At 69.2% G+C, this 21,198-nt stretch carries 14 protein-coding genes and 1 pseudogene; 11 read left to right on the top strand and 4 right to left on the bottom strand.

Translation table 11 applies throughout. The annotated features are described in order from the left end of the window. Positions 1 to 124: 124 nt before the first annotated feature. Complete coding sequence (locus BXA10_RS27830; protein WP_076473815.1) at positions 125 to 1,099, bottom strand: helix-turn-helix domain-containing protein; 975 nt, start codon at positions 1,097 to 1,099, stop codon at positions 125 to 127. A 285-nt stretch (positions 1,100 to 1,384) separates the two neighbouring features. On the opposite strand from BXA10_RS27830, the gene BXA10_RS27825 reads away from it, so the two are divergent. Beyond that, on the top strand, positions 1,385 to 4,648 hold the full coding sequence (locus BXA10_RS27825; RefSeq protein WP_076473814.1) for a S8 family peptidase: 3,264 nt from the start codon (positions 1,385 to 1,387) through the stop codon (positions 4,646 to 4,648). 472 nt (positions 4,649 to 5,120) lie between these two features. On the opposite strand, the gene BXA10_RS27820 is transcribed toward BXA10_RS27825, so the two are convergent. Then, entirely contained in the window at positions 5,121 to 5,477 is a 357-nt protein-coding gene (locus BXA10_RS27820) for a VOC family protein (RefSeq protein ID WP_076473841.1), read from the bottom strand. Between the two features lie 457 nt (positions 5,478 to 5,934). Here BXA10_RS27820 and BXA10_RS31110 point away from each other — a divergent pair, with 457 nt between their 5' ends. After that, complete coding sequence (locus BXA10_RS31110) at positions 5,935 to 6,210, top strand: hypothetical protein (RefSeq protein ID WP_139338186.1); 276 nt, start codon at positions 5,935 to 5,937, stop codon at positions 6,208 to 6,210. A 204-nt stretch (positions 6,211 to 6,414) separates the two neighbouring features. Further along, positions 6,415 to 6,579, top strand: a pseudogene (locus BXA10_RS30590) (ISL3 family transposase); the annotation flags it as partial. Between the two features lie 355 nt (positions 6,580 to 6,934). Here BXA10_RS30590 and BXA10_RS27815 read toward each other — a convergent pair. Further along, entirely contained in the window at positions 6,935 to 10,816 is a 3,882-nt protein-coding gene (locus BXA10_RS27815) for a S8 family serine peptidase (protein WP_139338185.1), read from the bottom strand. Positions 10,817 to 10,960: 144 nt separating this feature from the next. Between BXA10_RS27815 and BXA10_RS27810 the strand changes: the two genes are divergently transcribed. Beyond that, entirely contained in the window at positions 10,961 to 12,034 is a 1,074-nt protein-coding gene (locus BXA10_RS27810) for a helix-turn-helix transcriptional regulator (protein ID WP_076473812.1), read from the top strand. A 114-nt stretch (positions 12,035 to 12,148) separates the two neighbouring features. On the opposite strand, the gene BXA10_RS27805 is transcribed toward BXA10_RS27810, so the two are convergent. Then, positions 12,149 to 12,685, bottom strand: a complete 537-nt coding sequence (locus tag BXA10_RS27805; protein ID WP_076473811.1) for a cysteine hydrolase family protein — start codon at positions 12,683 to 12,685, stop codon at positions 12,149 to 12,151. Positions 12,686 to 12,862: 177 nt separating this feature from the next. Here BXA10_RS27805 and BXA10_RS27800 point away from each other — a divergent pair, with 177 nt between their 5' ends. The 7 genes from BXA10_RS27800 to BXA10_RS27770 all read left to right on the top strand — a co-directional run bounded on the left by BXA10_RS27800 (position 12,863) and on the right by BXA10_RS27770 (position 21,032). Next, the gene (locus BXA10_RS27800; protein ID WP_076473810.1) at positions 12,863 to 13,219 is read left to right on the top strand and encodes a hypothetical protein; all 357 of its coding nucleotides are present in this window, start codon (positions 12,863 to 12,865) and stop codon (positions 13,217 to 13,219) included. A 141-nt stretch (positions 13,220 to 13,360) separates the two neighbouring features. Continuing rightward, a complete protein-coding gene (locus BXA10_RS27795) occupies positions 13,361 to 13,945 on the top strand; it encodes a hypothetical protein (RefSeq protein ID WP_245828582.1) in 585 nt (194 codons plus the stop codon). A 114-nt stretch (positions 13,946 to 14,059) separates the two neighbouring features. After that, complete coding sequence (locus tag BXA10_RS27790) at positions 14,060 to 14,710, top strand: hypothetical protein (protein ID WP_139338184.1); 651 nt, start codon at positions 14,060 to 14,062, stop codon at positions 14,708 to 14,710. 181 nt (positions 14,711 to 14,891) lie between these two features. Further along, positions 14,892 to 15,782: an alpha/beta fold hydrolase gene (locus tag BXA10_RS27785; protein WP_084753410.1), complete on the top strand. Its 891-nt coding sequence runs from the start codon at positions 14,892 to 14,894 to the stop codon at positions 15,780 to 15,782. Positions 15,783 to 15,983: 201 nt separating this feature from the next. Further along, positions 15,984 to 16,916, top strand: coding sequence for an ABC transporter ATP-binding protein (locus BXA10_RS27780; protein ID WP_076473807.1), 933 nt, complete (start codon positions 15,984 to 15,986; stop codon positions 16,914 to 16,916). Then, on the top strand, positions 16,916 to 18,271 hold the full coding sequence (locus BXA10_RS27775; protein ID WP_076473806.1) for an ABC transporter permease: 1,356 nt from the start codon (positions 16,916 to 16,918) through the stop codon (positions 18,269 to 18,271). Before BXA10_RS27780 ends, BXA10_RS27775 begins: the two co-directional genes overlap by 1 nt. A gap of 4 nt (positions 18,272 to 18,275) precedes the next feature. Beyond that, complete coding sequence (locus BXA10_RS27770) at positions 18,276 to 21,032, top strand: YncE family protein (protein WP_076473805.1); 2,757 nt, start codon at positions 18,276 to 18,278, stop codon at positions 21,030 to 21,032. The last annotated feature ends 166 nt before the right edge of the window (positions 21,033 to 21,198 follow it).

The following is a 21,198-nucleotide window of genomic DNA, read 5'->3' as shown; positions in this document are numbered from 1 at the left end:
ATTCTCCACAAGGTGAGCACACCCAACGTCAGCCGGGTCCCCGGCCCGCGTGACGCGTATGGTCGCGCGCCCTGCACGTCCCGCTGCTGTTCTTCGGGGGCCTTCGTGCGATGACCACCCGGGCTTAGGTCTTGGACAGCCAGCCGCGCTCGTGTGCGCGCCACCCCAACTGCAGGCGCGATTGCGCCCCCGCGGTCTTCATCAGGTGCTGCATCCGGCGTACAACTGTGCGGCGGCTCATTCCGAGGCGAGCCCCAGCCGCCTCGTCGGTCATCCCGGCGACCAGCAGGGACAGCAGCTTGCGGTCCTCGTCGGAGATCTCGCCCTGCGCGGTGGATGCGTCGGCGCCGGACAGCGTCAACGGGGTCGCCGCCGCCCACACTCCCTCGAAGAGCGCGACGAGTGCGTCGAGCAGCGCGCATGGATGTACGAGCACCGCCGCGTCCTGTGCGGCGTCCGTCCAGACCAGGGGAAGCAGCGCCAGCGTGTGGTCGGCGACGGCGAGCTTCGTTGGCACGGTCGGCGCGAGGCGGGCCAGTTCGCCGGTACGGACGTGTTCCGTGGTTGCCGCCAGGATGGCCGGGTCGTCGAGAGAGTCGATCGTGTAGACGACGCGGTAGGTGACCTGCGACGCCCGTTCCATCTGCACGCTGTTGACCTGTTTCGCGGCCGCGTACGGAGGTGCGACCAGCTGACGTACCTCCGTCCTGGCGACCCGCTGCACCCGGTCGAAGGCACGCTGCACGCTCGCCTGGCCCTGGACGATCTCGATGAGCTCGCCGGTACGCCGTCCGGCGGTGCGGTCGCGGGTCTGGGCCGCCAGCGTGTGAGCGGCCTCGCGGACCCGATCCAGTTCGGAGTGCCGCCGCTGGATCAGCTGGTCGATCGCCTCGTCGGGCGGAACCGGCACGACCAGGCCGTGCGGTGGTGGCGTGCGGTGCACCATTCCCTTTCGCCGGAGGCCGGTCACGGCCCGGCTGACCTGCGTGGCCGTACGTCGCGTGCGCCTGACGAGCTGATCGACGGTGGCTGCGCCGTGCCGGAGCAGCGCGAGGTAAATCGACTCCTCGGCGGCGCTGAGTCCGGCGGACTCGAGCAAGGTGGGAACCTCCCATCGGGCGGGTGCCGGACGCGCACGCCGGTTCGGCGGTGAGCGGTGCTGGTGATGGCGCACCTGAGTCAGGGCGCATCTGCGCCGCGAAGTGATCTAGCCGGGGGTGGTGCCAAGTGTGACACTCTGCCGAGCTCATCTCCGCGAGGACCCCGGCCGGACCGTGGTCGGCAGGTGCCAGTCGTGACGTCACGAAAGATCAAGGCTCGTCAGCTGAAGAGAGGGTCGATGTCCGTATATCTACTTCGGTCGCCCCGGAGTGTCGCCCGGAAGGTGGCAGCCGGCGCCCTCACGGTGGTGGGGATAGCCGCGTCGGCGGCCGTGGCCCCAGCCCCGGCGGTCGCCGGACCGCAGCCGGCCGCCGCATCCGGCGGTGCGCCGCAACAACTCGAACACCACACGGTGGCTCTGGTCACCGGCGACACGGTGGCGATCACCCGCGGGCCGAAGGGGATCACCTCGTACCGCGTCACCCCCGGCCCCGGGCGCGAGGACATCACGTTCCTGACCCGGTCGTCCGGCGACGGCGCCGTCTCGGTCGTACCCTCCGACGCGCTGACCCTGCTCGCCACCGATCACCTGGACCCCCAGCTGTTCGACCTGGGAGCACTGATCGACAACGCCACCACTGACGGCGGCGATCTGCCGCTGCTCACCCAGTACGGCAAGACGGCCACGGCCGAGCGGTCCGACAAGGTGCGGGCCATGCTCTCCGACACCGCCCGGACCACCCGTACGCTGCCCCGGCTCGGGTTGAACGCGGTGCGCGTGGCGCCGAAGGACACCGGCCGCATGTGGCGCGCGGTCACCGGCGGCGAGAAGTCGGCGCATCGGCTGCGCGGCGATCTCGGCAAGCTCTGGCTGGACCGCAAGATGGCCGTCTCGCTGGACCGCAGCGTGCCCCAGATCAACGCCCCCATCGCCTGGCAGGCCGGGCTCACCGGCACCGGTGTCACCGTCGCCGTTCTCGACACCGGCTACGACGTCGACCACCCCGACCTCAAGGACGCGGTCGTCGCCTCCGCAGACTTCGTCGGCGAAGGCACGGTGGACGACCACGTCGGCCACGGCACCCACGTCTCCTCGACCATCGCGGGCAGCGGCGCCGCCTCCGAAGGGTCGTTCAAGGGCGTGGCACCCGGCGCGAAGCTGGCCGAGGGCAAGGTCTGCGGCGTGGACGGTTGCCCCTGGTCGGCGATCCTCGCCGGTATGCAGTGGGCGGCGACCGAGGTGCACGCCAAGGTCATCAACATGAGCCTCGGCAGCATCGACACGCCCGGTGTCGACCCGCTCGAAGCCGCGGTGAACGACCTGTCGGCCCAGACCGGGGCGCTCTTCGTCATCGCGGCGGGCAACGACGGCTGCTCGTACGGCGCCCACCCGATCGGCTCACCCAGCACCGCGGACGCGGCGCTGAGCGTGGCCGCGGTCACCGACGACGACTACATCGCCAGCTTCTCCAGCTGCGGCCCCCGCGCCGGTGACTCCGCGCTGAAGCCGGAGATCAGCGCCCCCGGCGTGAACATCACGGCGGCCGTCCCCGGCGGCGGCTACGGGACCCTCAGCGGCACCTCCATGGCCACTCCACACGTGGCCGGCGCAGCGGCGATCCTGGCCCAGCAGCACCCCGACTGGACCGGTCAACAGCTCAAGGCGGCCCTGACCAGCAGCGCCGTCGGGATCTCCTGGGAGAGCACACCGTCGACCCGGTACGGGACCGGCCGGGTGGACCTCGCGCGGGCGATCGCCGCTCAGGTCACCCCGAGTGCCGGCGCCGTCAACGTCAACCAGCCCTGGCCCCGCCCCACCACCCCCGTCACCCGCACGGTCAGCTACCGCAACGACGGGAACGCCCCGGCCGTGCTTGACCTGGCCGTGTCGTCGGTGCCAGCCGCGCTGGTCACGTTGAACACCTCCCGCCTGGAAGTACCGGCTGGAGGCAGCGCCTCGGTCACGCTCACGATGGGCAGCGAGGGTGAGGGCGAGGCCTACCACCTCGGCGCGCTCACCGCCAGCGTCAACGGGACGCAGGTGGCACGCACGGCCCTGACGTACCACCAGGAGGCGCGCTACGACGTCTCGGTGAACCTGGTCAACCGGCTCGGCGAGGTCGCCGACGGCGGGGTCGCCGCGGTGAACGGTGCCACCGGCGAGATGACCTGGCTGAGCGTCGCCGGCGGCACGGCACGGGCCTTGCTGCCCGCCGGCCGGCACTACCTGCTGACCACGGTCTATCCGGGCGGACCGGACGACGTCACCTTCACCTACGGGATCGTGCCGATCACCGTGACCGACGAGAGCGCCATCCTGCCGGTGACAGTCGACGCCCGCCTCGGCAAGCAGGTCCGCCTCGACGTCTCCGACCGCTCGGCCGAGCACCTCATGACCTCTGTGGACCTCGCCCTCGATGTGGCGGGCAGGCGTCTGGCGCACGGAGGCGCCTTCGGCCTGGAGGGCGCCAACTACGTGCTCCCGCTCGACGACCCGGCGGTCACCTACAACGCCCGGGCGGTCTTCGACAAGAAGGGATCGAGCGCCCAGTCACCGAGCCCGTACTACTACCGCATCGCAGACGTCCGTGACGGCGTCCCGACGAAACCGGTACGCACGGTGGCGAGGGAGGAACTGGCCCGGGTGGTGACGACCTTCAAGGCCCCAGGCGTCGCCTCCAGCGGCTTCGCCTCGGTCGGCATGGTCAGCGACAGTGGCCTGCCCACGCTGTCCTTCGAGGGCCCCGTCACCTATCCGTCGACCGTCATCGAGTACCGCTCACCCGGGCAGTACGAGAGTGACATCCGGATCGGGGACGACTGGATCTTCGCGCCGACGAAGACCGTCAGCCTGGACCAGGAGAGCAAGGAGACCTGGAACAACGCGATCCTCGGGCCGATGTTGGACAACTCCACCGGCTCGCGCCGCGAAGACTTCATGTCGATCCCGAGCATTCCGTGGTTCATCGACGCCGAGCCGCACACCTTCGGCTTCAGCCCCGCGTCGGGCACACTCACCCTCAGCCGGGACGGCCAGCAGGTCACCCAGTGGCCGGCCGACCAGTGGGGCTACGTGTACGGGCTGCCGACCGAGAAGTCGACGTACAGCCTGCGGGCGAGCGTCAGTCGGGACGTGCCCTACTCGACCCTGTCCAACAGGATTGACACCGAGTGGCGGTTCACCGCCGAAGGCACCGACTCGTACGTCGACAATCCGCTTTTCGTGCCCCGGCTGACCGCCGTCGGGCTCGACGGATACAACCAGGCCGTCAAGGGGTCGCGAACCAAGGTGCTGATCGGCGTCGGCGGCCGTCCCAGCGGGGGCACTGCGGGCACCCATGTCAAGCGGGTGGAGGTCTCCTACAACGAGGGCGGCACCTGGCAGCCGCTCGCGGTGACCGCCACGTCCGAGGGGCAGCTGGGCCAGGTGATGGTCGAGAACCGATCCGCCGCGGGTCACGTCGCGCTGCGCGTCACCCTCGACGACCGGGCCGGCAACCAGGTCACGCAGACCGTCTACCGCGCCTACGGGGTACGGTCCCGGTAACCACGTGATCCGGGCCCGAGCAGCTCGCGACGCCGCTCGGGCCCGGGTCACCACGGCGGCCGCTGCAGAGCCCCACGGAAATCAGAGGCCCGCGGCCCATTCAGGAGCCGACCGGCCCGAAGCGATGTCGCCGAGCCGGACAGGCGTTCAAGTGGTTCCCCGATGATGAAGCTGACCGTGTGCGGCGGGACGTCGTCGTCCTGGCCGGCGCGGCCGGGAGGGCATTGCCGGCGGTCACGTCGTCGCACGTCGAAACCGCAGCGGGTAAACCCCTGAGGCGGCACCGGACCGGGGCAGCAGTGAAGAGGCGGACGCTCGGTCGCCCGAGTCGTTCCTCTGCGGCGCGGTGCGCCTGACGATCCGCCCGGTGCGTCCCGCTGAGCCGGATCGGTTGCCGTCCGGACGCGCCGGCGAGCGTGAAATCATGCCGAGCCGGCCAGGGCTTGTCGCAAACGAGGATTGCCCGTCCGGATCAGTTCGTGCAGAGGCAGAAGGGATGACCTGCCGGGTCGAGGAAGACACGGAAGGACGTACCGGGCTGATGCGGGTGTTTGGTTGCGCCGAGATCGAGCACTGCCGCCTCGGCGGCATCGAGGTCGTCAACGATCACATCGAGGTGCATCTGCTGGGGCGGTTCCTGGCTCGGCCACGCGGGCGGCGTGTACCCCTCCACCTGCTGGAACGAGATGCACTGACCGTACTCCGCGCGGACGTCGGCCCAATCTGAGGAGACGTCGACCTTCCAATCCAACATTGCGCCGTAGAACTTCGCGAGCGCACCAGGATCGGGACAGTCGATGACGATGCTGGGGAAGCGAGCGATTGCCATGCCGGCCATGGTAGGGGCGGTTGCGGACAATCCACGTCCGGATTGCCTCGGCGGTGTCGCCCCGACGAGGCCGCCGACGGACTGGGCAACGGCCAGCGGAACGACCAAGTCCTACGGGAGGTGGCCCGGCGGCGGCAGAAAGAGGCCGCGAAGGTGACCGGCGCGGGTCGACGCCCAGCTCGCCAACCCGCCCCTGACCGGCCCAGGAGGAAAGGGGTGGCCGCGCCAGCCCGCTGCGCCCTACCTTCTGACTGGATCTTTTTTCTTCCACGCACTCACGAGAGGACTTCACCCCGCGTGACGCGAATGGCAGAGTTTATAACGGGTTCACAGATAGGACGGATGTCTCCATGGAGGAGTTCGAATCCCGCTGGGAATATGGCGGCGACATCTTGAAATGGACGCCGGTCTCGTGAATCGACGGAAACTCATCCGGAATCTCCGGGAGCGACCCGGCATGTTCGGACTGGACGGCTCATACGTCATGTACGTCGCCTTTTTCTATGGTTATCGAGAGGGGGTCGGCGACGATCTGCTCGCCAAACTGAAGGAGAAACTGGTCGGTGACCTCGGAACTGGGCAGAATCTAGGATGGGAATCTTTGCTCCTTCGAAAGGTCGCTCCTAACGATCCCGAGTTGTGGCGGCCATTGGCGCCCCGCGAGGAGTCGTTCGATCGTCGGCTCTGCGAAGCCCTCTTTGATCAATTGGAGGATCTTCTGGGCGACGCATGACAAGCGGCTCTGATTTACCCATCGACCCGGGGTCGTCGTACCGACCGCGACCCCGGGTCGACGCACGTGCGCTACAGACAGGGCACCGAGGCGTTGCCACCAGTCGGACTGTCCATCCCATGGAAGCGTGGAGGTCTCCGTTATGCGGCTTGAGCCTCCAGGGCTCCGGTGGTTGATCGTTCGTAGCCGAGGGGCGAGCGGCGCTTCGCCCGGGGCCTGGAACGAGACCGCGACGCCGTGAACGCCGCGCTAGGCTTCCCTACAGCAACGCCCCACCGAAGGCGTCAACACCAAGACCAAACGGATCGCACGCCAATGCACGGACGAGCGGGCTTCACCCTGCTTCGCCACCGCATCCTCCTCGGATAGCGGCACCTTCCGTCACCGCCGAATGTGGACAGGGCCTTTGCCCGATAGTCCCGTGTCTTGGCACACCGGTTAGTGCGTCAGGACTTGGCGGTTATGCCCAGTCGCGCGTGGGCGTCGCCGGTACGATTCGCGGTATCCGCGAGGGTTGGCTCGGCATGGGGCCGATGGGTCTGATGAGTTTCCGGACGTCGTCCGCGACCCGACGTACGGCAGGCTCTGGTGAACCTCGCGTTCTCAAGGGGAAGCTGCCTCCTTTTCCACGGCCCGGGGTCGCGGATGGCGCTGCGAGCACCGAGGACCCCGGCCCGTCCGTGAGGGTGGACGGGCCGGGTGCCTCAGTTGGTCGGTGGGTGCCTCAGTAGGTGAACCTCGACAATCCGCCGGCCCACGCGTCGACGACGTACCCCGTGCGGGTGGTCGGGTCGAGGTAGAGACCCTGGCGCGCGGTGAAGTCGAAGTTGGACGCGGCGAGCGTGGAGTTGACCAGGTTGACCATCGGCTTGCGCGACAGGACCGCCCCGGTGTCGGGGTCGATGAGCGTCACCTCGCTCATCGGGTTGTTGTCCGTGTCGTGGTCGGCCTCGTAGATGCTGGTCTGGACCAGCACGTGGTGGGTGGCGTCATAGGTCAGCCACTCGGGGCCGCGGGTGTCGATGGCCTTCTCGGGACCCTTGGTGATCGTGGCCTGGTCCATGGTCAGGAAAGAGCTGAGCGGGAAGCTGCCGCCGTACGGCTGGTGGGCCCCGACAGAGACGTACAGCTTGTCGCCCTTCCCGTCAGGTGCCACAGCCGCCGTGCACAGCGGCATTGTCGTGGCCGGGCTGACCGTCTGCGCGGCGACGTCCGCCTTGACCATCCAGTAGCCCGCCCGGCCGGCGAGGCAGGGGCCTGCCGTGCCGACGGTGGTCGCGAAGACCGTGCCGGTGGAGGAGTCGACGGCCAGGTTCGAGAACGTCCTACCGCGGTTGTTCGGGTTGAGGATCAGCGGGCCGGTGGCGTTGCCGGTGGCCATGTCGACGGTGTAGAGCAGGCTGTAGCCCTGCGAGCTGTCGTACACCTCGATGTAGCCGCGCCCTCGAACCCGGTCGACCGTCGCGCCGTCGAGGTAGCTCTGTCCGACGGTGAGGCCGGGCAGGCTGCCGACCTGCGTCGACTTCACCACGGTGTCGGTGGCCAGGTCGATGACCCGGACCTCGGCCTCAGTGCCGAGCAACGGGCGATGCAGCACCAGGGCATGCCCGCTCGCGGGGTCGATGCCCTTGATGAGCTGCAAGTGGGAGCCCGGGGCGCTGTGGTTGATCTTCGCCCCGAGGGTGCCGGAGGCGAGGTCGTACGGCACCGTGGCGGAGTCGACCAGGTCGAACCCGTCGAACGTGTCGGCCGAGATGTAGGCCTTGCCGCCGTCGACCACGAAGCCCTCGACCGCGCCGTCGATGCGGTCGCCGTCGTCGTACTGCAGGAACGAGGTGGCCGAGGCCTGGCCGATCGGCTGGCCGTGCTTCGTGGCGATGACGCGAACCGGGTACTGCAGCCCGGTCGTCAGGTCCAGCGTGTCCAGGTCGAGCACGGTGGTTCCGTTGGTCGACGGCAGCTCACGCCACACCGTTGAGGCGTGGTTGAAGCCGTCGTCGTCGCGTTTGGTGCCGTTCTGGTTGGTCGCCGTGTTGAGCGTACCGGCCAGGGTCGGGGCCGGCGCCATGACCTCGACGGCCGCGCCGGTCGCGCCCTTGACGTCGCGCACGTCCCAGTTCACTGGGACGCGCGCGTCGCCACGGCGCACCGCGGCGGCGTGGACGTCGGGGCCGAAGGTGATCGGGGCGGGCCGCTGGTCTGCGCCGGGTCCGACGAGGAAGGCCCGGAAGTCTCCCCACACCTTCAGGTAACCGCCGAGCGTGGCGGTCTGGAGGCCGACGCCGTAGAGGCCGCCGCCGCCGGCGGTGAACGCGGAGGCGGGGACGGTGACGGTGCCCTTGGTCCCGGTGAGCGGCGTGCTCCAGGCCTCGTTGAAGATGTCGACGCCGGCCGACGGGGTGTAGTGCCCGACGCTGGAGACGACCAGGCGCGGGTTGCTGACGCCGCGGACGCCGGTCAGGTCGTAGGAGACCGCCACCGGTTCGCCGAGCGCCACCTTGCCAGGGGCCGTCGGAGGCAGGGCCTGCTCGTAGGTCCCATCGGAGGGCAGGAACGTGAGCGTCCGCGACAGCTCCGCGACGACCGCCGTCCTGCCGCTGACCTTGCCGAGTGCCTGGAAGCGTACGTCGATGCGCTGCGGCGAGCCCGATGTCATCGAGAGGCCGGCGGCGTCGAAGAGCTCCTTCGGCAGAACCCGGATGCTCGGCACCGCCGCCGGGAAGGTGCGGCTGCCGACGACGAGCTGGTAGGTCAGACCCCTGGTGTCACCGGCGAGGTCCATCCCGAAGGTGATCGGGGAGACCGCGTTCTGTCCGGTCTTGTCGCCGTTGCCTCCGGTGGGGCCGGCCAGGTCGATCGCGTCGGGGTCGGTGTCCTCTTCGAACGACATGCCCTGCAGGGTCGGGATGACCTGACGCTCGGCCATCGAGAGCCGGGCGGCGGTGCGGGCGATAGGGAAGCCGCGCGAGAGCACCTTCTCGAAGGCCCGGGTGACGTCGATCTGCGGACCGACGTGGAGCTCCTGGTCGGCCTGCGGTGGGGTGGCAACCGGGCGGGCCGTGTCGATGAGGATCTGGCGGACCTGCTTCGGGGTGAGGTCGGTGCTGGTCGCCTCACCCGCCTGCAGGACCACCGCCGCGGCGGCCGCGATCATCGGCGCCGAGGCGGACGTGCCGCCGCCGAGCTGCAGGCCGACGGCCTGGGGGCCCTGGCTCTGCGCGTGGAAGAACGCGGGCAGGTTGTCTCCGGGGGCGGACAGGTCGATCCGGGACCCGAAGCCCGAGGCGTATGCCGCGGCGCCGTTGTAGCGGGTCGTCGGCCAGACCCCCGCGCGGATGTCCGTGCTCGTCAGCGTGTCGTCCACCGTCGTCGATCCCGCGGCGATCACGCCTGTGTCGGTGACCTTGGTCGGGACCGTGGTGGGCGCGATGTCGTCGAGGTCCGTCTGGTCGGACTTCTTCTTGGTGCGCTCGGTCGGCGTGCTGCCCCCGTCCGGGCCGACCGACACGGGCAGGGCCAGCCGGGTGCCGTCGTTGGAGCTGACCACGACGACGATGCCGGAGGCGACGATCTTGCGCAGGGTCTCGCGGATCTGCGGGATGTCCTCGATCCAGCGGCCGGGGAAGCCGAGGTTGGTGTCGGTGCCGGCGCCGAGGCTCGCGGTGATGACTGTCGGCCGCGGGTTCTGGTTGGCGGCGGCGATGAACGCCTGGTTGATGCCCTCGAACGTGGGCTCCTCGGCGACGACGAGACGGTAGTCCGCGCCGGGCGCGATGCCGAGCAGGTCTGTCGCGCCCTCGCCGAGCGCCTCCGGTCGCTGCTGGTGGTGGGGGAGCGGCGCCATCATCGAGAAGTCGAGCAGCACCTCGCCGAGCGCCGGATCCTGGCCCTCGGTGGTGCCCATGGGGTCGAGGGAACCGTCGTCGTCGGCGGTGTACGTCGGGATGAGCGGCATCGACGGGATGTCGAGGTAGCGCTGGCCGTCCCGGACGATGGTGGTGTCGTCGTTGACGTCACCGATCGAGACGTTGGTGATGATCTGGCCCGCGCCGGGCAGCGCGTTCAGGTGGCGCTTCGCGTCGACGAAGGCGCCGACCGCGTTGACGCCCTGTGCGTTGAGCCAGGACGAGAAGGAGCTGGTGAGCGCGTCGTTGGTGGGTACGCCGACGACGTCGGTCGCGGTCGCGGCCTTCGCGCGCGCCTGGGCGCCCTTTGCGACCTTCTCGGGCAGGTGGACCGAGGTGTTCATCGTGCCGATGCCGACGGCACCGGAGCCGACCTGGTAGGTCTGAGCTGCCGCCCGGGCCTCGATGGTCTCGATGGTGGGGCTGTACGTCGTGCCGTAGCCGCTCATGCCCGCGACGGGTGGCACCACGAACGGGCGCTGCGCGCCCTTGGCGTCGGTGACGGTAGCGGTGCCGTCGTCGTACCAGGTCACCTTCGACCCGTCGTCCAGTGTGTGGTTATGGGCAGCCGGATCGTCGCCGGCTACGGGAACTCCGGGTGCGGGGGAGGCGCTGGCCGGCGCTATGCCGACGGCGCCGAGAGCACCCACGAGCAGGAAGGAGGCGAGGACGGAGACCGTCCTCGTAGAACTCCCGGACATCGTGCTCCTTCGGTATGCGGAGTCGGGTGGAACGCACCCGACATAGAAGAACCGTCGGGGTCGTAGACTTCCGCCACAACGCATTCGGGGGTGCGACTCCGGGCAGTTGCGCAAGTGTGAAATGCCGCGCGGAGGAGGGTCCCGGTGGACGAGCCGACGACCTGGTGGTCCGACGCCGGCTTGCCGCCCGCCGCGGGTCAGGTCCTCGAGCACCTCGTCGCGCACCCCGAGTCGACGCCGGCCGAGATCGCGGAAGCGCTCGGCCTTCCATCGCGCGGTGTCGCCCTCGCGCTGCGGACGTTGAGCGACGAGCTGCTCGCCGTACGGGTGAGCCTGAGCCCCGCGCGGTGGAGTGCGAACCCGCCCCGCGCCGCGATCGAGTCGCTGCTCGCCCGCCGCAGCGCCCGGCTCGCAAACGTCCGGCTCCAGGCGGAGCGGCTGCACGAGGTGTACACCGAGACCGTCGACCGCCGTTTCATCGGCGACCAGTTCGAGGTGCTCGACAGCCCGCAGCGCCTCAACGCTCGCTATGAGCACCACCTGCGCTCGGCTCAGCGTGAGGTCCTGCATCTGGTCATGCCGCCGTACGTCGCTCCCACAGAGCAGTTGCCGGAGCGGATGGGCGCGCAGGGCGAGGCGATGGCCCGGGGCGTGCGCTTCCGCTCCGTCTACGACAGCGGCAGCTTCGACGACGAACTCTCGCTGCGGACCGCGCGGGAGGGCGGCAGCCTCGGCGGTCAAATCCGGCTGAGCAACGGTCTGCCGATGAAGCTGGTCATGTTCGACGACGTAGCCGCGATCATGTCGCTCAAGCCGGACGATCCCGCGGCCGGCTCGCTGCTCGTCTACGCGCGGCCGCTCCTGCGCGTGCTACGCGTCCTCTTCGAGGAGCTGTGGGAGCACGGCCAGCCGTGGAGCGAGGCCGGGCCGGTCGCTCCGCCGGACCCCGACCTGAGGCCGGCGCCCGACCCTCGGATGCTGCAGGTGCTGCGCTTCATGGCACTCGGGATGAAGGACGACGCTATCGCCCGGGCCCTCGGGCTCAGCCGGCGCACCGTCCAACAGACGGTGAGCGATGTCGGCGCTCTCCTCGGGGCACGCACCCGGTTCCAGATCGCGCTCAGGGCGCAGCAACGGGGCTGGCTCGACGACGTGCCGGACGATCCCGGTCAGGTCGAACACCGCGCCGACCAGTTCGCATACTTGATCGGCGGGTAGTCCGGTCATAGCCCGGCAGCGCGGCGGCTGCCCCTCGATGATCTATGTGTTCCACCCAAACCAGTTGAATCACTGCCGGGCAGCCGCCGTTTCCTGCAGCGACGGTGACGGGCGTCAACTGAGCCAGTCGAGCACCTCGTCGGTGGTGACGACCTCGCCGAACCGCGGCAGGACCACCGCCAGAGCGTGGTCATGCTCCGCCGCCGTCATACCGCTCATCGCATCGGCTACGAAGATGACCTCGAACCCGTGATCGGACGCAGCGCGCGCGGTCGACTCGACGCCCATCGTCGTGGCAAGGCCGGTCATGACCACTGACTGCACGCCGCGCTCCCGCAGCTGGTCGGCCAAGCCTGTGCCGTAGAACGCGCCAATGGTTTGCTTCACGACAACGATGTCGCCGGGCTGCGGCTCCATCTCCGGGACGAACCCACTGCCTGGCGGCTGCTCGGCAACGCCCGGCCGATCCACCCGGACCAGCACCACGGTGCCGCCGGCCCGGCGGAACGCCGTCACCAGGCGGCTTGCCCGGGTCACCACGTCGGCCCCCTTGTGGGGACCCATGTCCTGCTCGACGATACGCGGCATCAGGTCCACAACGATCAACGCGGTGCGTCCGGCGGGGAACGGCTTGGTAAGGAGTGCAGGCATCCCGTGACCCTAACATCCGGTAGACACGCGCTTTCGGATCGTTCGCGGGAACCGATCCAACCTCGCAGTCCCAGATGAGGAAGGACGCTCCCCGCTCAAGGCCGTAGGTTCGACTCCTGGCAGGCGCCCAGCTGCCTACCCCCAGGAAATCACGGGTGGTTGATACACTCCGCGCCCATGTTGAAGCGCTACGTGGCAGCGGCCCTGTCGCTGTCCCTGGCGGCAGTTCTCGCCGCCTGCAGCCGCAGTGCCTCACATGAAGAGCAGATGGAGTACCTGCGCAGGATGGCTCAGCACGGGGTCGAACTGCATGCCACGAAGGGCGCGGGATTCTTCGGCGACCAGGAAGAATGCTATGACTCCTACCAACAGCTCTACGCTGGCCCCAACGGACACGACGCGCCCCAGGTCGAGGACTACGCCGAGAAGGTCGCCTTGCTGAAAGAAGGCGAGAGGTTGTTCATCGAGAGCTGCGTGAACGGCAAGCCGTCTCCGGTGTCCGCGCGAAGTGGACCCGCCGGCTCTTCCGCCTGACCGGCAATCCATCCACGTTCCGGTAGCTGGCCTCCCTGGACGGTCACCAGGGGCACGAACGGTCGCGGGTCTCTTGCAGATCGTGATAGACCGCCATGGTGCGGAAGATGTGATGAGCCACGGCCTCGGACGGAGATGAGGATGCCTGAACCCCGCGCCTTCTGGCTGGATGAGCAGTTCGACCGTGAGCACGGCGCAGACGGGCGCGGTCGCTACGAGGCCGAGGTGCTGAGTCGTACCGACGAGTTCGCCGACACGTGGGGCGACATCGCGCCCGTTGCCTTCGCCGCCACAGCCTGGCGACTGGCTATCGAGCTGTCACCTGGCTACGTCCGCTGGCACAGGCGGATCATCTCAGCGACCTGTACGCCGAGCAGGTGGGACGGGAGCATGACCTGCGCCGTATCGGTGGTTTCGCGGTGGCCGGCCGAGCTCACGTGGACCAAGCAGTGGCAGCGTGATCGTGGTTGGCGTGACTGGCCGCAGTTGTTCGGCCAGTACACGACACCCTCGGACCAGGACCTGACGCGCAGCCCACATCTACGTGCGATGCTGCAGGTGGAAGCCCCGGTTCCCCTCGATGATCTGCCTTCGGCTCCCGACGGTCCGGACGATTCCGTAGCGTCCGCCGCCCGTAGGGCCGTGATCGTGCTGGCTCGGGAACTCAACGAACTCCTCGCCCCGATGATCGGCCAACTGGAAGCCGGCGTACCAGCAGACTCCTGAGCGTCACTGGTGGTGTTCGCGTACCAGTCGGTCCTGGGCTACGTTCCCTGAGGTATATGAGGAGCCGCTCCAGGGCCGATGCCCGCGCGGCCCGCGGCGAGCAGCATCGGCGGTGTGACCAGCATCGATCATCGGCGCTCCGGCTGGTGGGGTTTCGTCTTCACCGCTGCGTTCGTCGCCTCCCTCGTCGCCGGGGGCGCGCTTGCCGTCGGCAAGACGCTGTACCTGCCCGGCGCCTCGGCGGCGCAACTGCGCCACTTCTACTCGACCAACGGGCTCGCAGTCGCTGTGCAGTCTGGCTTGCAGATGGTGGCCGCCTTGGCGCTGTTGCTGTTCGGCCGCCGGCTACGTGCCTCAGGCCGGGCGGTGTACGGAGGCGCCGTCGCTGCGTCGGGGTTCCTCGGACTGTCGGTCCTGCTCTCCGTGCTGCTCACCGTCGTGGCCGCGTCCGCTACGGACGCCGTGCTGTCCGGGCTCGGCCGGGCCGCGCTGATCTGCGGCGGTGCATTGCATCTGCTCGGCACCGCCGTGCTGATCCGGTCCGCCTCCACGGGCGTTCTGCGGTCCGGCACGCCGACTCGCTGGGTGTTCCGCTACGGGCTCGTCGCCGGCCCGCTCATCGCTCTGGCGTGTGTGTCGGTTCTCTGGTCGCCGCTGATCAAACTCGAGCCGTTGTTCCGGCTCCTGGCCATCGTCTGGATCGTCGGCGTGGCCGTCGCCGTGCTCCGCGGACGGATCGGCGGTACACCCGAACCCGCATCGTGACGACGACCCTGCCGCGGCGGCTCACCGAAGACTGTCGGACCGTCCAAGAGTTGGTCCTCGTGGTCGCCGCGGCGACGCTGTCGATACTCGAACCGTGGTGCCGGAGCCGCCGCCGGCCTCTTGCCGAGCGGCAGCCGGGAAACATCGAACACCGTGACGATCAGACAGGCTGAGGTGACCAATGACCGACGATCGTGCACCGGACCCCGGCCTCCCGCCCGCCGACAGCACGGGACAGGGACACGTCGAGTACTTCGCGGCATACGACGCCGTCCTGGCCCAGTGGCCGGTTGCCGTCGAATCCGTAGACCTGCCGTCGCCGTACGGCATGACCCGAGTTCACAGCTGCGGGCCACGCGACGGCAAGCCGCTGATCCTGCTGCACGGCAGCGGTGCCACGTCGACGGTGTGGTTCGCCAACGTGGGTGAGCTGAGTCGGGCCCATCGGGTGTACGCGATCGACATCATCGGAAACGCCGGCCGCAGCGTCAACGACGGCCGTCCCGTCGACACCCACGCCAGGTTCATGGACTGGCTCGACGGGTTGTTCAGCGGGTTGAGCCTCGACGGTGCGAGCCTATGCGGCCACTCGTACGGCGGCTGGCTCGCGCTCAACTACGCCCTGCACGCGCCGCATCGGGTACACAAGCTCGCGCTACTGGACCCGACCGACTGCTTCACCGGCCTGCGGCTGAGCTACCGCCTGCGCGCCGTGCCGATATTCGTCAGGCCAAACGCGGCCCGGATGCGTGCCTTTCTCGACTGGGAGACCGCAGGTATTCCTGTCGATCCCGCATGGCTGCAGCTCGTGTGCCTCGGCGCCGAGATGCCCCGCGCGAAAGTCGTCATGCCGCGCCACCCTGACCCCGACCGGCTGCGCGCCTCGTCCGTCCCGACACTGCTCCTGCTGGCCGAGAAGAGCCGGGCGCATGACATTCGCAAGGTGTCAGCCAAGGCCCGCGAGCTCATGCCCCACATCGTCACCGCAGTCCTGCCCGCAGTCTCGCACCACGGCGTCCCGACCGAGAACCCCGCGCACCTCAACCGGGAACTGGTGGAGTTTCTCGGCTGAACATCAGCGCCGTTCGCTCTACCACTGGGGTCGAGCCTCTCTGACGACTCCTAGTAGGACCGACGCCGATGCGAGAACCGGTGGGCCCGGCCACGATCCCTGCGCTCTGGTCGTCTGCCGTTCCATGAACGTTCAGCTATTCGTCCCTGCCCGCGCCGTTCGTCCTCCCTAAGTTGCCTAAGGCGACGAAAGGAGGGGCTCATGGACGCACCACTCGCAATCCGAGCTCGCGGGATCACCAAGAGTTTCGGCGAGGTCGTTGCGCTCGACGGCATCGACCTCGACGTGGCCCAGGGGCAGATCCACGGCTTGGTCGGGCCGAACGGCGCCGGCAAGACCACGTTGCTCGGTCTCCTGCTGGGCCTGGCCGTCGCCGACAGCGGGCGCCTCGAGATCCTGGGTGCACCGCTCGCGCGGGCGCTCGCCGCTCCCGACGGCGTCGCCGGCTTCGTGGACGGACCCGGGCTCTACCCGTCGCTCACCGCCCGGCAGAACCTCGCCGCCCTGGCCGCGCTCCGCGGCCAGGACGCGCGGACGACCGGGATCGACGACGTGCTCGCCGAGGTCGGGCTCACCGACGTCGCCGACGACCGGGCGAGCGGCTTCTCCCTCGGCATGCGTCAGCGGCTCGGGCTCGCCGCCGCCCTGCTCACCAAGCCGCGGCTGCTCGTGCTCGACGAGCCGTCCAACGGCCTCGACCCGGCCGGCAAGAAACACGTACACCGCGTTCTCACCCGGCTCGCGGCGGACGGGACCAGCGTCGTGCTCTCCAGCCACCGCATGGACGACCTCGAAGCGCTCTGCTCCGAGGTAACCATCCTCGCCACCGGACGGGTCGTCTTCTCCGGCCCGCTGAGCAAGCTGGCCGCCGAGGACCGCGAGCTCGACTACCGGCTGCGCACCTCCGACCCACAGGCGGCCCGCCAGCTGGCGGCCGACACGGCTGGGATCCACCTCGACGACGCCGGGGCACGGGACGCCGAGGTGCTCGTCGTCCGCGCGCTGGTGTCCGCCCTCGACGAACTGGTGGCGCGGCTCGTGAACGCGGGCGTCGCGGTGCGCGAACTCGCCCCGGTGGTGTCGCCGCTCGAGGCTGCGTTCCTCGCCCTCAGCGAGCAGCAGGAGGAGAACTGATGACCGCGACCATCGCCGCCGACCGCGCTGCGGACACCCGCCGGGTGTCGGTGGCGCGCGGCTACCGATTCGAACTGGTCAAGCTGGTCTCGCAATGGCGGATCCGGCTGCTGGTCCTCGCCTGCTGGGTAGCGCCGGCGCTGTTCGTCGCCGCGGTGAGCCAGCAGAGCTCGCTGCCCGTCGACACCCTCTTCGGCCGCTGGATGCACGCCACCGGGTGGGCCGGGCCGCTGGTGACGCTCGGGTTCTCGGGCACCTGGGCGCTGCCGCTGCTGACCTCGGTGGTGGCCGGCGACGTGTTCGCCGCCGAGGACCGGCTCGGCACCTGGCGCCACCTGCTCGTGGCGGTCCGGTCACCGCGACGGATCTTCGCCGCGAAGGCACTGTCCAGCCTCACCGTCATCCTGCTGCTCGTGGCCGGGCTGGCCTGCTCCAGCGCGGCCGGCGGGGTCGTGGCGGTCGGCAACCAGCCACTGGTCGGCCTCGACGGCCACCTGTTGACGCCGGGAGGCGCCGCCGGGACGACGCTGCTCGCCTGGGTCTGCGTGCTCGCCCCGACCCTGGCCCTCGCCGCCATCGGTCTACTCGGGTCGGTCGCTCTCGGGCGGTCGCCGATGGGGCTGCTGCTGCCCGCACTCGTCGCGCTCGCGATGCAGCTCGCGCAGATGCTGCCGCTGCCCGTCGCCGTACGCCTCGCACTGCCCGGCTACACCTTCATCGCCTGGAACGGCCTGTTCACCAGCCCGAGGCAGCTCGGCCCGCTCCTGATCGGCATCGTGGTCAGTCTGGTGTGGGCCGTGATCGCGACAGCACTGGCCTACCTGCTGTTCCTGCGCCGCGACTTCACCAACCTGACCTACGAGGGCTCCGGGCGCCGTGCGCTCACCGTCGGAGCCCTGCCGCTGGTCGGGTTGCTCGCCGTGACAGTCGGGGTCGTCTCCGTGGCGACCCCGGCCACCGGATCAGGGATCGAGCAAGAGAAGCTGCAACGCTCGGTCGCCACGGCGTTCGCCCACCTCTACCGCATGCAGACCGAGCAGCTCAACCGCCCCGACGTCACTGAAGAGCAGTTGAAGGCGACGGCGACGTGCAACAAGGGCGGCGGGAAGCTCACCCCCGAAGGGCCCGGTAACGACTGGCGCTGTGTCGTCTCCTGGCATCTCCCCGACGTCGAGGCCGCTGGGTCGGCCATCTACCAACTCGACGTCACCCCCGACGGGCGGTTCGTGGCCGATGGCGACGGACCGAAGGAAGTGAACGGCTACTTCCTGGTGCAGACGCCGACCGGCGACGCACCGAACCCGCTATGGCAGTTCGACGGCAACGTCGAGCTGCTCCACACCACGAAGGGATGATCCCATGCAGGTAACACGCCGCCGTCGGCGTGTGGAGAAGGGCCAGACCAGCCTTCTCCGTCAACGCATCGGCCGCCGGCTACCCCTGGCGACGGCAGGCACCACCGCCATCGTCGTCGCGGCCGGCACCGGCATCGCTTTCGCCCAGACGCAGCAGTTCGGCACCGACCAGGTCGGCCAGGTGACCGACAAGGGCCTGGTCGTGTCCGACGCCCAGTACGTCGACCCGATCGGCGAGCGTCTCGTCATCAACAACGGCAAGATCATGTCGTCCTCGGTCAGCCCGGACGGCACCCACCTGGCGGCCTCGGTCACCGACGGTGGGATGGCGCTGGCCATCGTGGACCTGAAAACCTGGAAGGTGCAGCAGCTCGTCGGCAACAACGCGGCTGCGGACCTGCGCATCAGCGGCAACAACGTGGGTCAGGAAGGCCCCACGTACTCACCCGACGGTTCGCAGCTCTGGCTGGGCCAGCCCGATGGCTACACGAAGTTCACCGTGAACCCCGACGGCACGCTCGCCAACCCGACGTCCATCGCGATCGCGAAGGACGGACCGAGGCAGGCGCTCGTCGCCGAGGCCGTCTTCTCGCCCGACGGCGCCACCGTGTACTCCGCCGTCAACGGCCAGAACCGCGTGGTCGCCATCGACACGGCGACCGGCGCCATCCGGCAGAGCTGGGTCGTGGGCAACGCCCCGCGTGACCTGGCGTTGGTCGGCGGCAAGCTCTACGTCAGCAACGAGGGCGGGCGCAAGGCGCTGCCCGGCGAGAGCACCATCAACTCGTACAACACCCAGGTGCCGGCCGACCCGGTGACCGCCGCCACCACCACGGGTACGGTCAGCGTCATCGACGTGGCGAACCCGGACGCCGCCGTCGGGAGCATCGACGTCGGCCTGCACCCGACCGCCCTGTACGTCAAGAACGGGACGCTGTTCGTCACCAACACCGCGACCAACGACGTGTCGGTCATCGACACCGCGAGCGACAAGGTCGTCCAGACCATCGCCACCCAGCCGTGGCCGGAGGCGACGGTGGGCTACGAGCCCGACGCCGTGACGCTCACCGACGACGGTCACCTGCTGGTGACGCTCGGCCGCGCCAACGCGGTCGCCGTCTACCGGTACACGTCCCCGCTGGAGCCGGCCAGCTATGTCGGCCTCCTCCCGACGGACTACTTCCCCGCGGAGATCACCACGGTCGGCAAGGACGTGCTGATCTCCAACACCCGTGGTATCGACGCCCGCCGCCCCACGGCCAGCGCCGGCCACGGCACGCACGACACGACGTCGAGCCTGCAGCGGTTCACGTTGCCCAGCGACAAGGACATCAAGGCCCAGACCGGCAAAGTGTTCAGCCAGAACGGCTGGACCAACGGCTCGGTCAAGCTGGCCAAGGGCAACAAGGCGAAGGCGGAACCGGTGCCGCAGCGGCTCGGCGACCCGTCGACGATCAAGCACGTCTTCCTGATCGTCAAGGAGAACCGGACCTACGACCAGATCCTCGGTGACGACGCGCGGGGCAACGGCGACCCGTCGCTGGCGCAGTACGGCGAGAACGTGACGCCGAACCAGCACGCGATGGCGAAGCAGTTCGGGCTGTACGACAACACCTACGACATCGGCACGAACTCCGCCGAGGGCCACAACTGGCTGATGCAGGCCGACAACCCCGAGTACACCGAGTCCACGGCTGGTGAGTACCTCCGCAGCTACGACACGGAGGACGACGCTCTCGGCCACCAGCGGACCGGATTCATCTGGACCGGTGCGACGGCGGCGGGGAAGACGGTGCGGAACTTCGGCGAGTTCCACCAGTTCCTGACCAAGCCGGCCGACGCGAGCTGGCAGAACCTGTACTGCGACACCAAGAACATGGCAACGACCGGGCAGGACACGGCCTACGACCTGGTCTCGTCCTCGCCGATCCCGTCACTGAACAGCGTGTCGGTGCCCGGCTTCCCGAAGTTCGACACCGCGGTCCCGGACATCTACCGGTACGAGATCTGGAAGCGTGACTTCGCGAAGAACGGGCCGGCCAACCTGAACATGTTCTGGCTCTCCAGCGACCACACCGGTGGTCCGGCGAACGGGGCCGCTCAGGTCGCGGACAACGACCTCGCGGTCGGCAAGATCGTCGACACGATCTCGCACAGCCCCTACTGGAAGGACTCGGCGATCTTCGTTGTCGAGGACGACTCCCAGGCCGGCCTCGACCACGTCGACGGCCACCGCGCTCCGATCCAGATCATCAGCCCGTGGGCCCAGCGCGGCGTCGTCGACAGCCACTACTACACGCAGATCACGATGATCCGCACCATCGAGCAGATCCTCGGGATCCACCCGATGAACCAGAAGGACAGCGCCGCCAGCCCCATGCGTGCGGCCTTCACCAAGAAGCCCGACTTCACGCCGTTCACCGCGCTGCCCAACCGGACCTCGCTCACCGCGGGTCTGAAGACCCCGCCCGCCTGCGGCCTGGACACCCCGGCTCCGCAGAACCCCCTCGCCGCGGCCGCGCCGTCGGCGACGGTGCCGGCGGACAAGCAGCAGGTGGCCGCGCAGTGGGACGAGTGGAAGTCGCGCCAGCGGCTGACCGGGCCTGACGCCAAGCCCGACTTCGCGAACCCGGCACAGATGAACCACTTCTCGTGGTACGAGGCGCACGACTGGACCAAGCCGTACCCCGGCGAGGACAAGATCCTGGCACCGGAGGACGTGCCCGGCGCCTACATCCCGTCGCCGGAGTCCGACGGCTGACGTGGGTTGACCCGTCGACGGGGCCCCTGACCGGCATCACCGCCGGCAGGGGCCCTGTTCATCTTCCGGGGGCGCCGCGCCGCCGGCGGAGGCGCCGCGGCCTTCCTCGCTTCGTGGGTTGCCGGCACCATCATCTCTGACAATCTGCGACGTCCTCCTACCGCGG

Origin of the sequence: Micromonospora avicenniae (assembly GCF_900156065.1) — a bacterium.
Taxonomy (GTDB): Bacteria; Actinomycetota; Actinomycetes; order Mycobacteriales; family Micromonosporaceae; genus Micromonospora; species Micromonospora avicenniae.
The sequence above is the reverse complement of the archived record's forward strand: the minus strand, read 5'-3'. Positions and strand labels throughout refer to the sequence as shown.

Coding starts and splice junctions, on each gene's coding strand:
- BXA10_RS27800 (WP_076473810.1), top strand. CDS start 12,863: ATGTTGAAGCGCTACGTGGCAGCGGCCCTGTCGCTGTCCCTGGCGGCA.
- BXA10_RS31110 (WP_139338186.1), top strand. CDS start 5,935: ATGTTCGGACTGGACGGCTCATACGTCATGTACGTCGCCTTTTTCTAT.
- BXA10_RS27770 (WP_076473805.1), top strand. CDS start 18,276: ATGCAGGTAACACGCCGCCGTCGGCGTGTGGAGAAGGGCCAGACCAGC.
- BXA10_RS27805 (WP_076473811.1), bottom strand. CDS start 12,685: ATGCCTGCACTCCTTACCAAGCCGTTCCCCGCCGGACGCACCGCGTTG.
- BXA10_RS27775 (WP_076473806.1), top strand. CDS start 16,916: ATGACCGCGACCATCGCCGCCGACCGCGCTGCGGACACCCGCCGGGTG.
- BXA10_RS27815 (WP_139338185.1), bottom strand. CDS start 10,816: ATGTCCGGGAGTTCTACGAGGACGGTCTCCGTCCTCGCCTCCTTCCTG.
- BXA10_RS27820 (WP_076473841.1), bottom strand. CDS start 5,477: ATGGCAATCGCTCGCTTCCCCAGCATCGTCATCGACTGTCCCGATCCT.
- BXA10_RS27780 (WP_076473807.1), top strand. CDS start 15,984: ATGGACGCACCACTCGCAATCCGAGCTCGCGGGATCACCAAGAGTTTC.
- BXA10_RS27795 (WP_245828582.1), top strand. CDS start 13,361: ATGCCTGAACCCCGCGCCTTCTGGCTGGATGAGCAGTTCGACCGTGAG.
- BXA10_RS27785 (WP_084753410.1), top strand. CDS start 14,892: ATGACCGACGATCGTGCACCGGACCCCGGCCTCCCGCCCGCCGACAGC.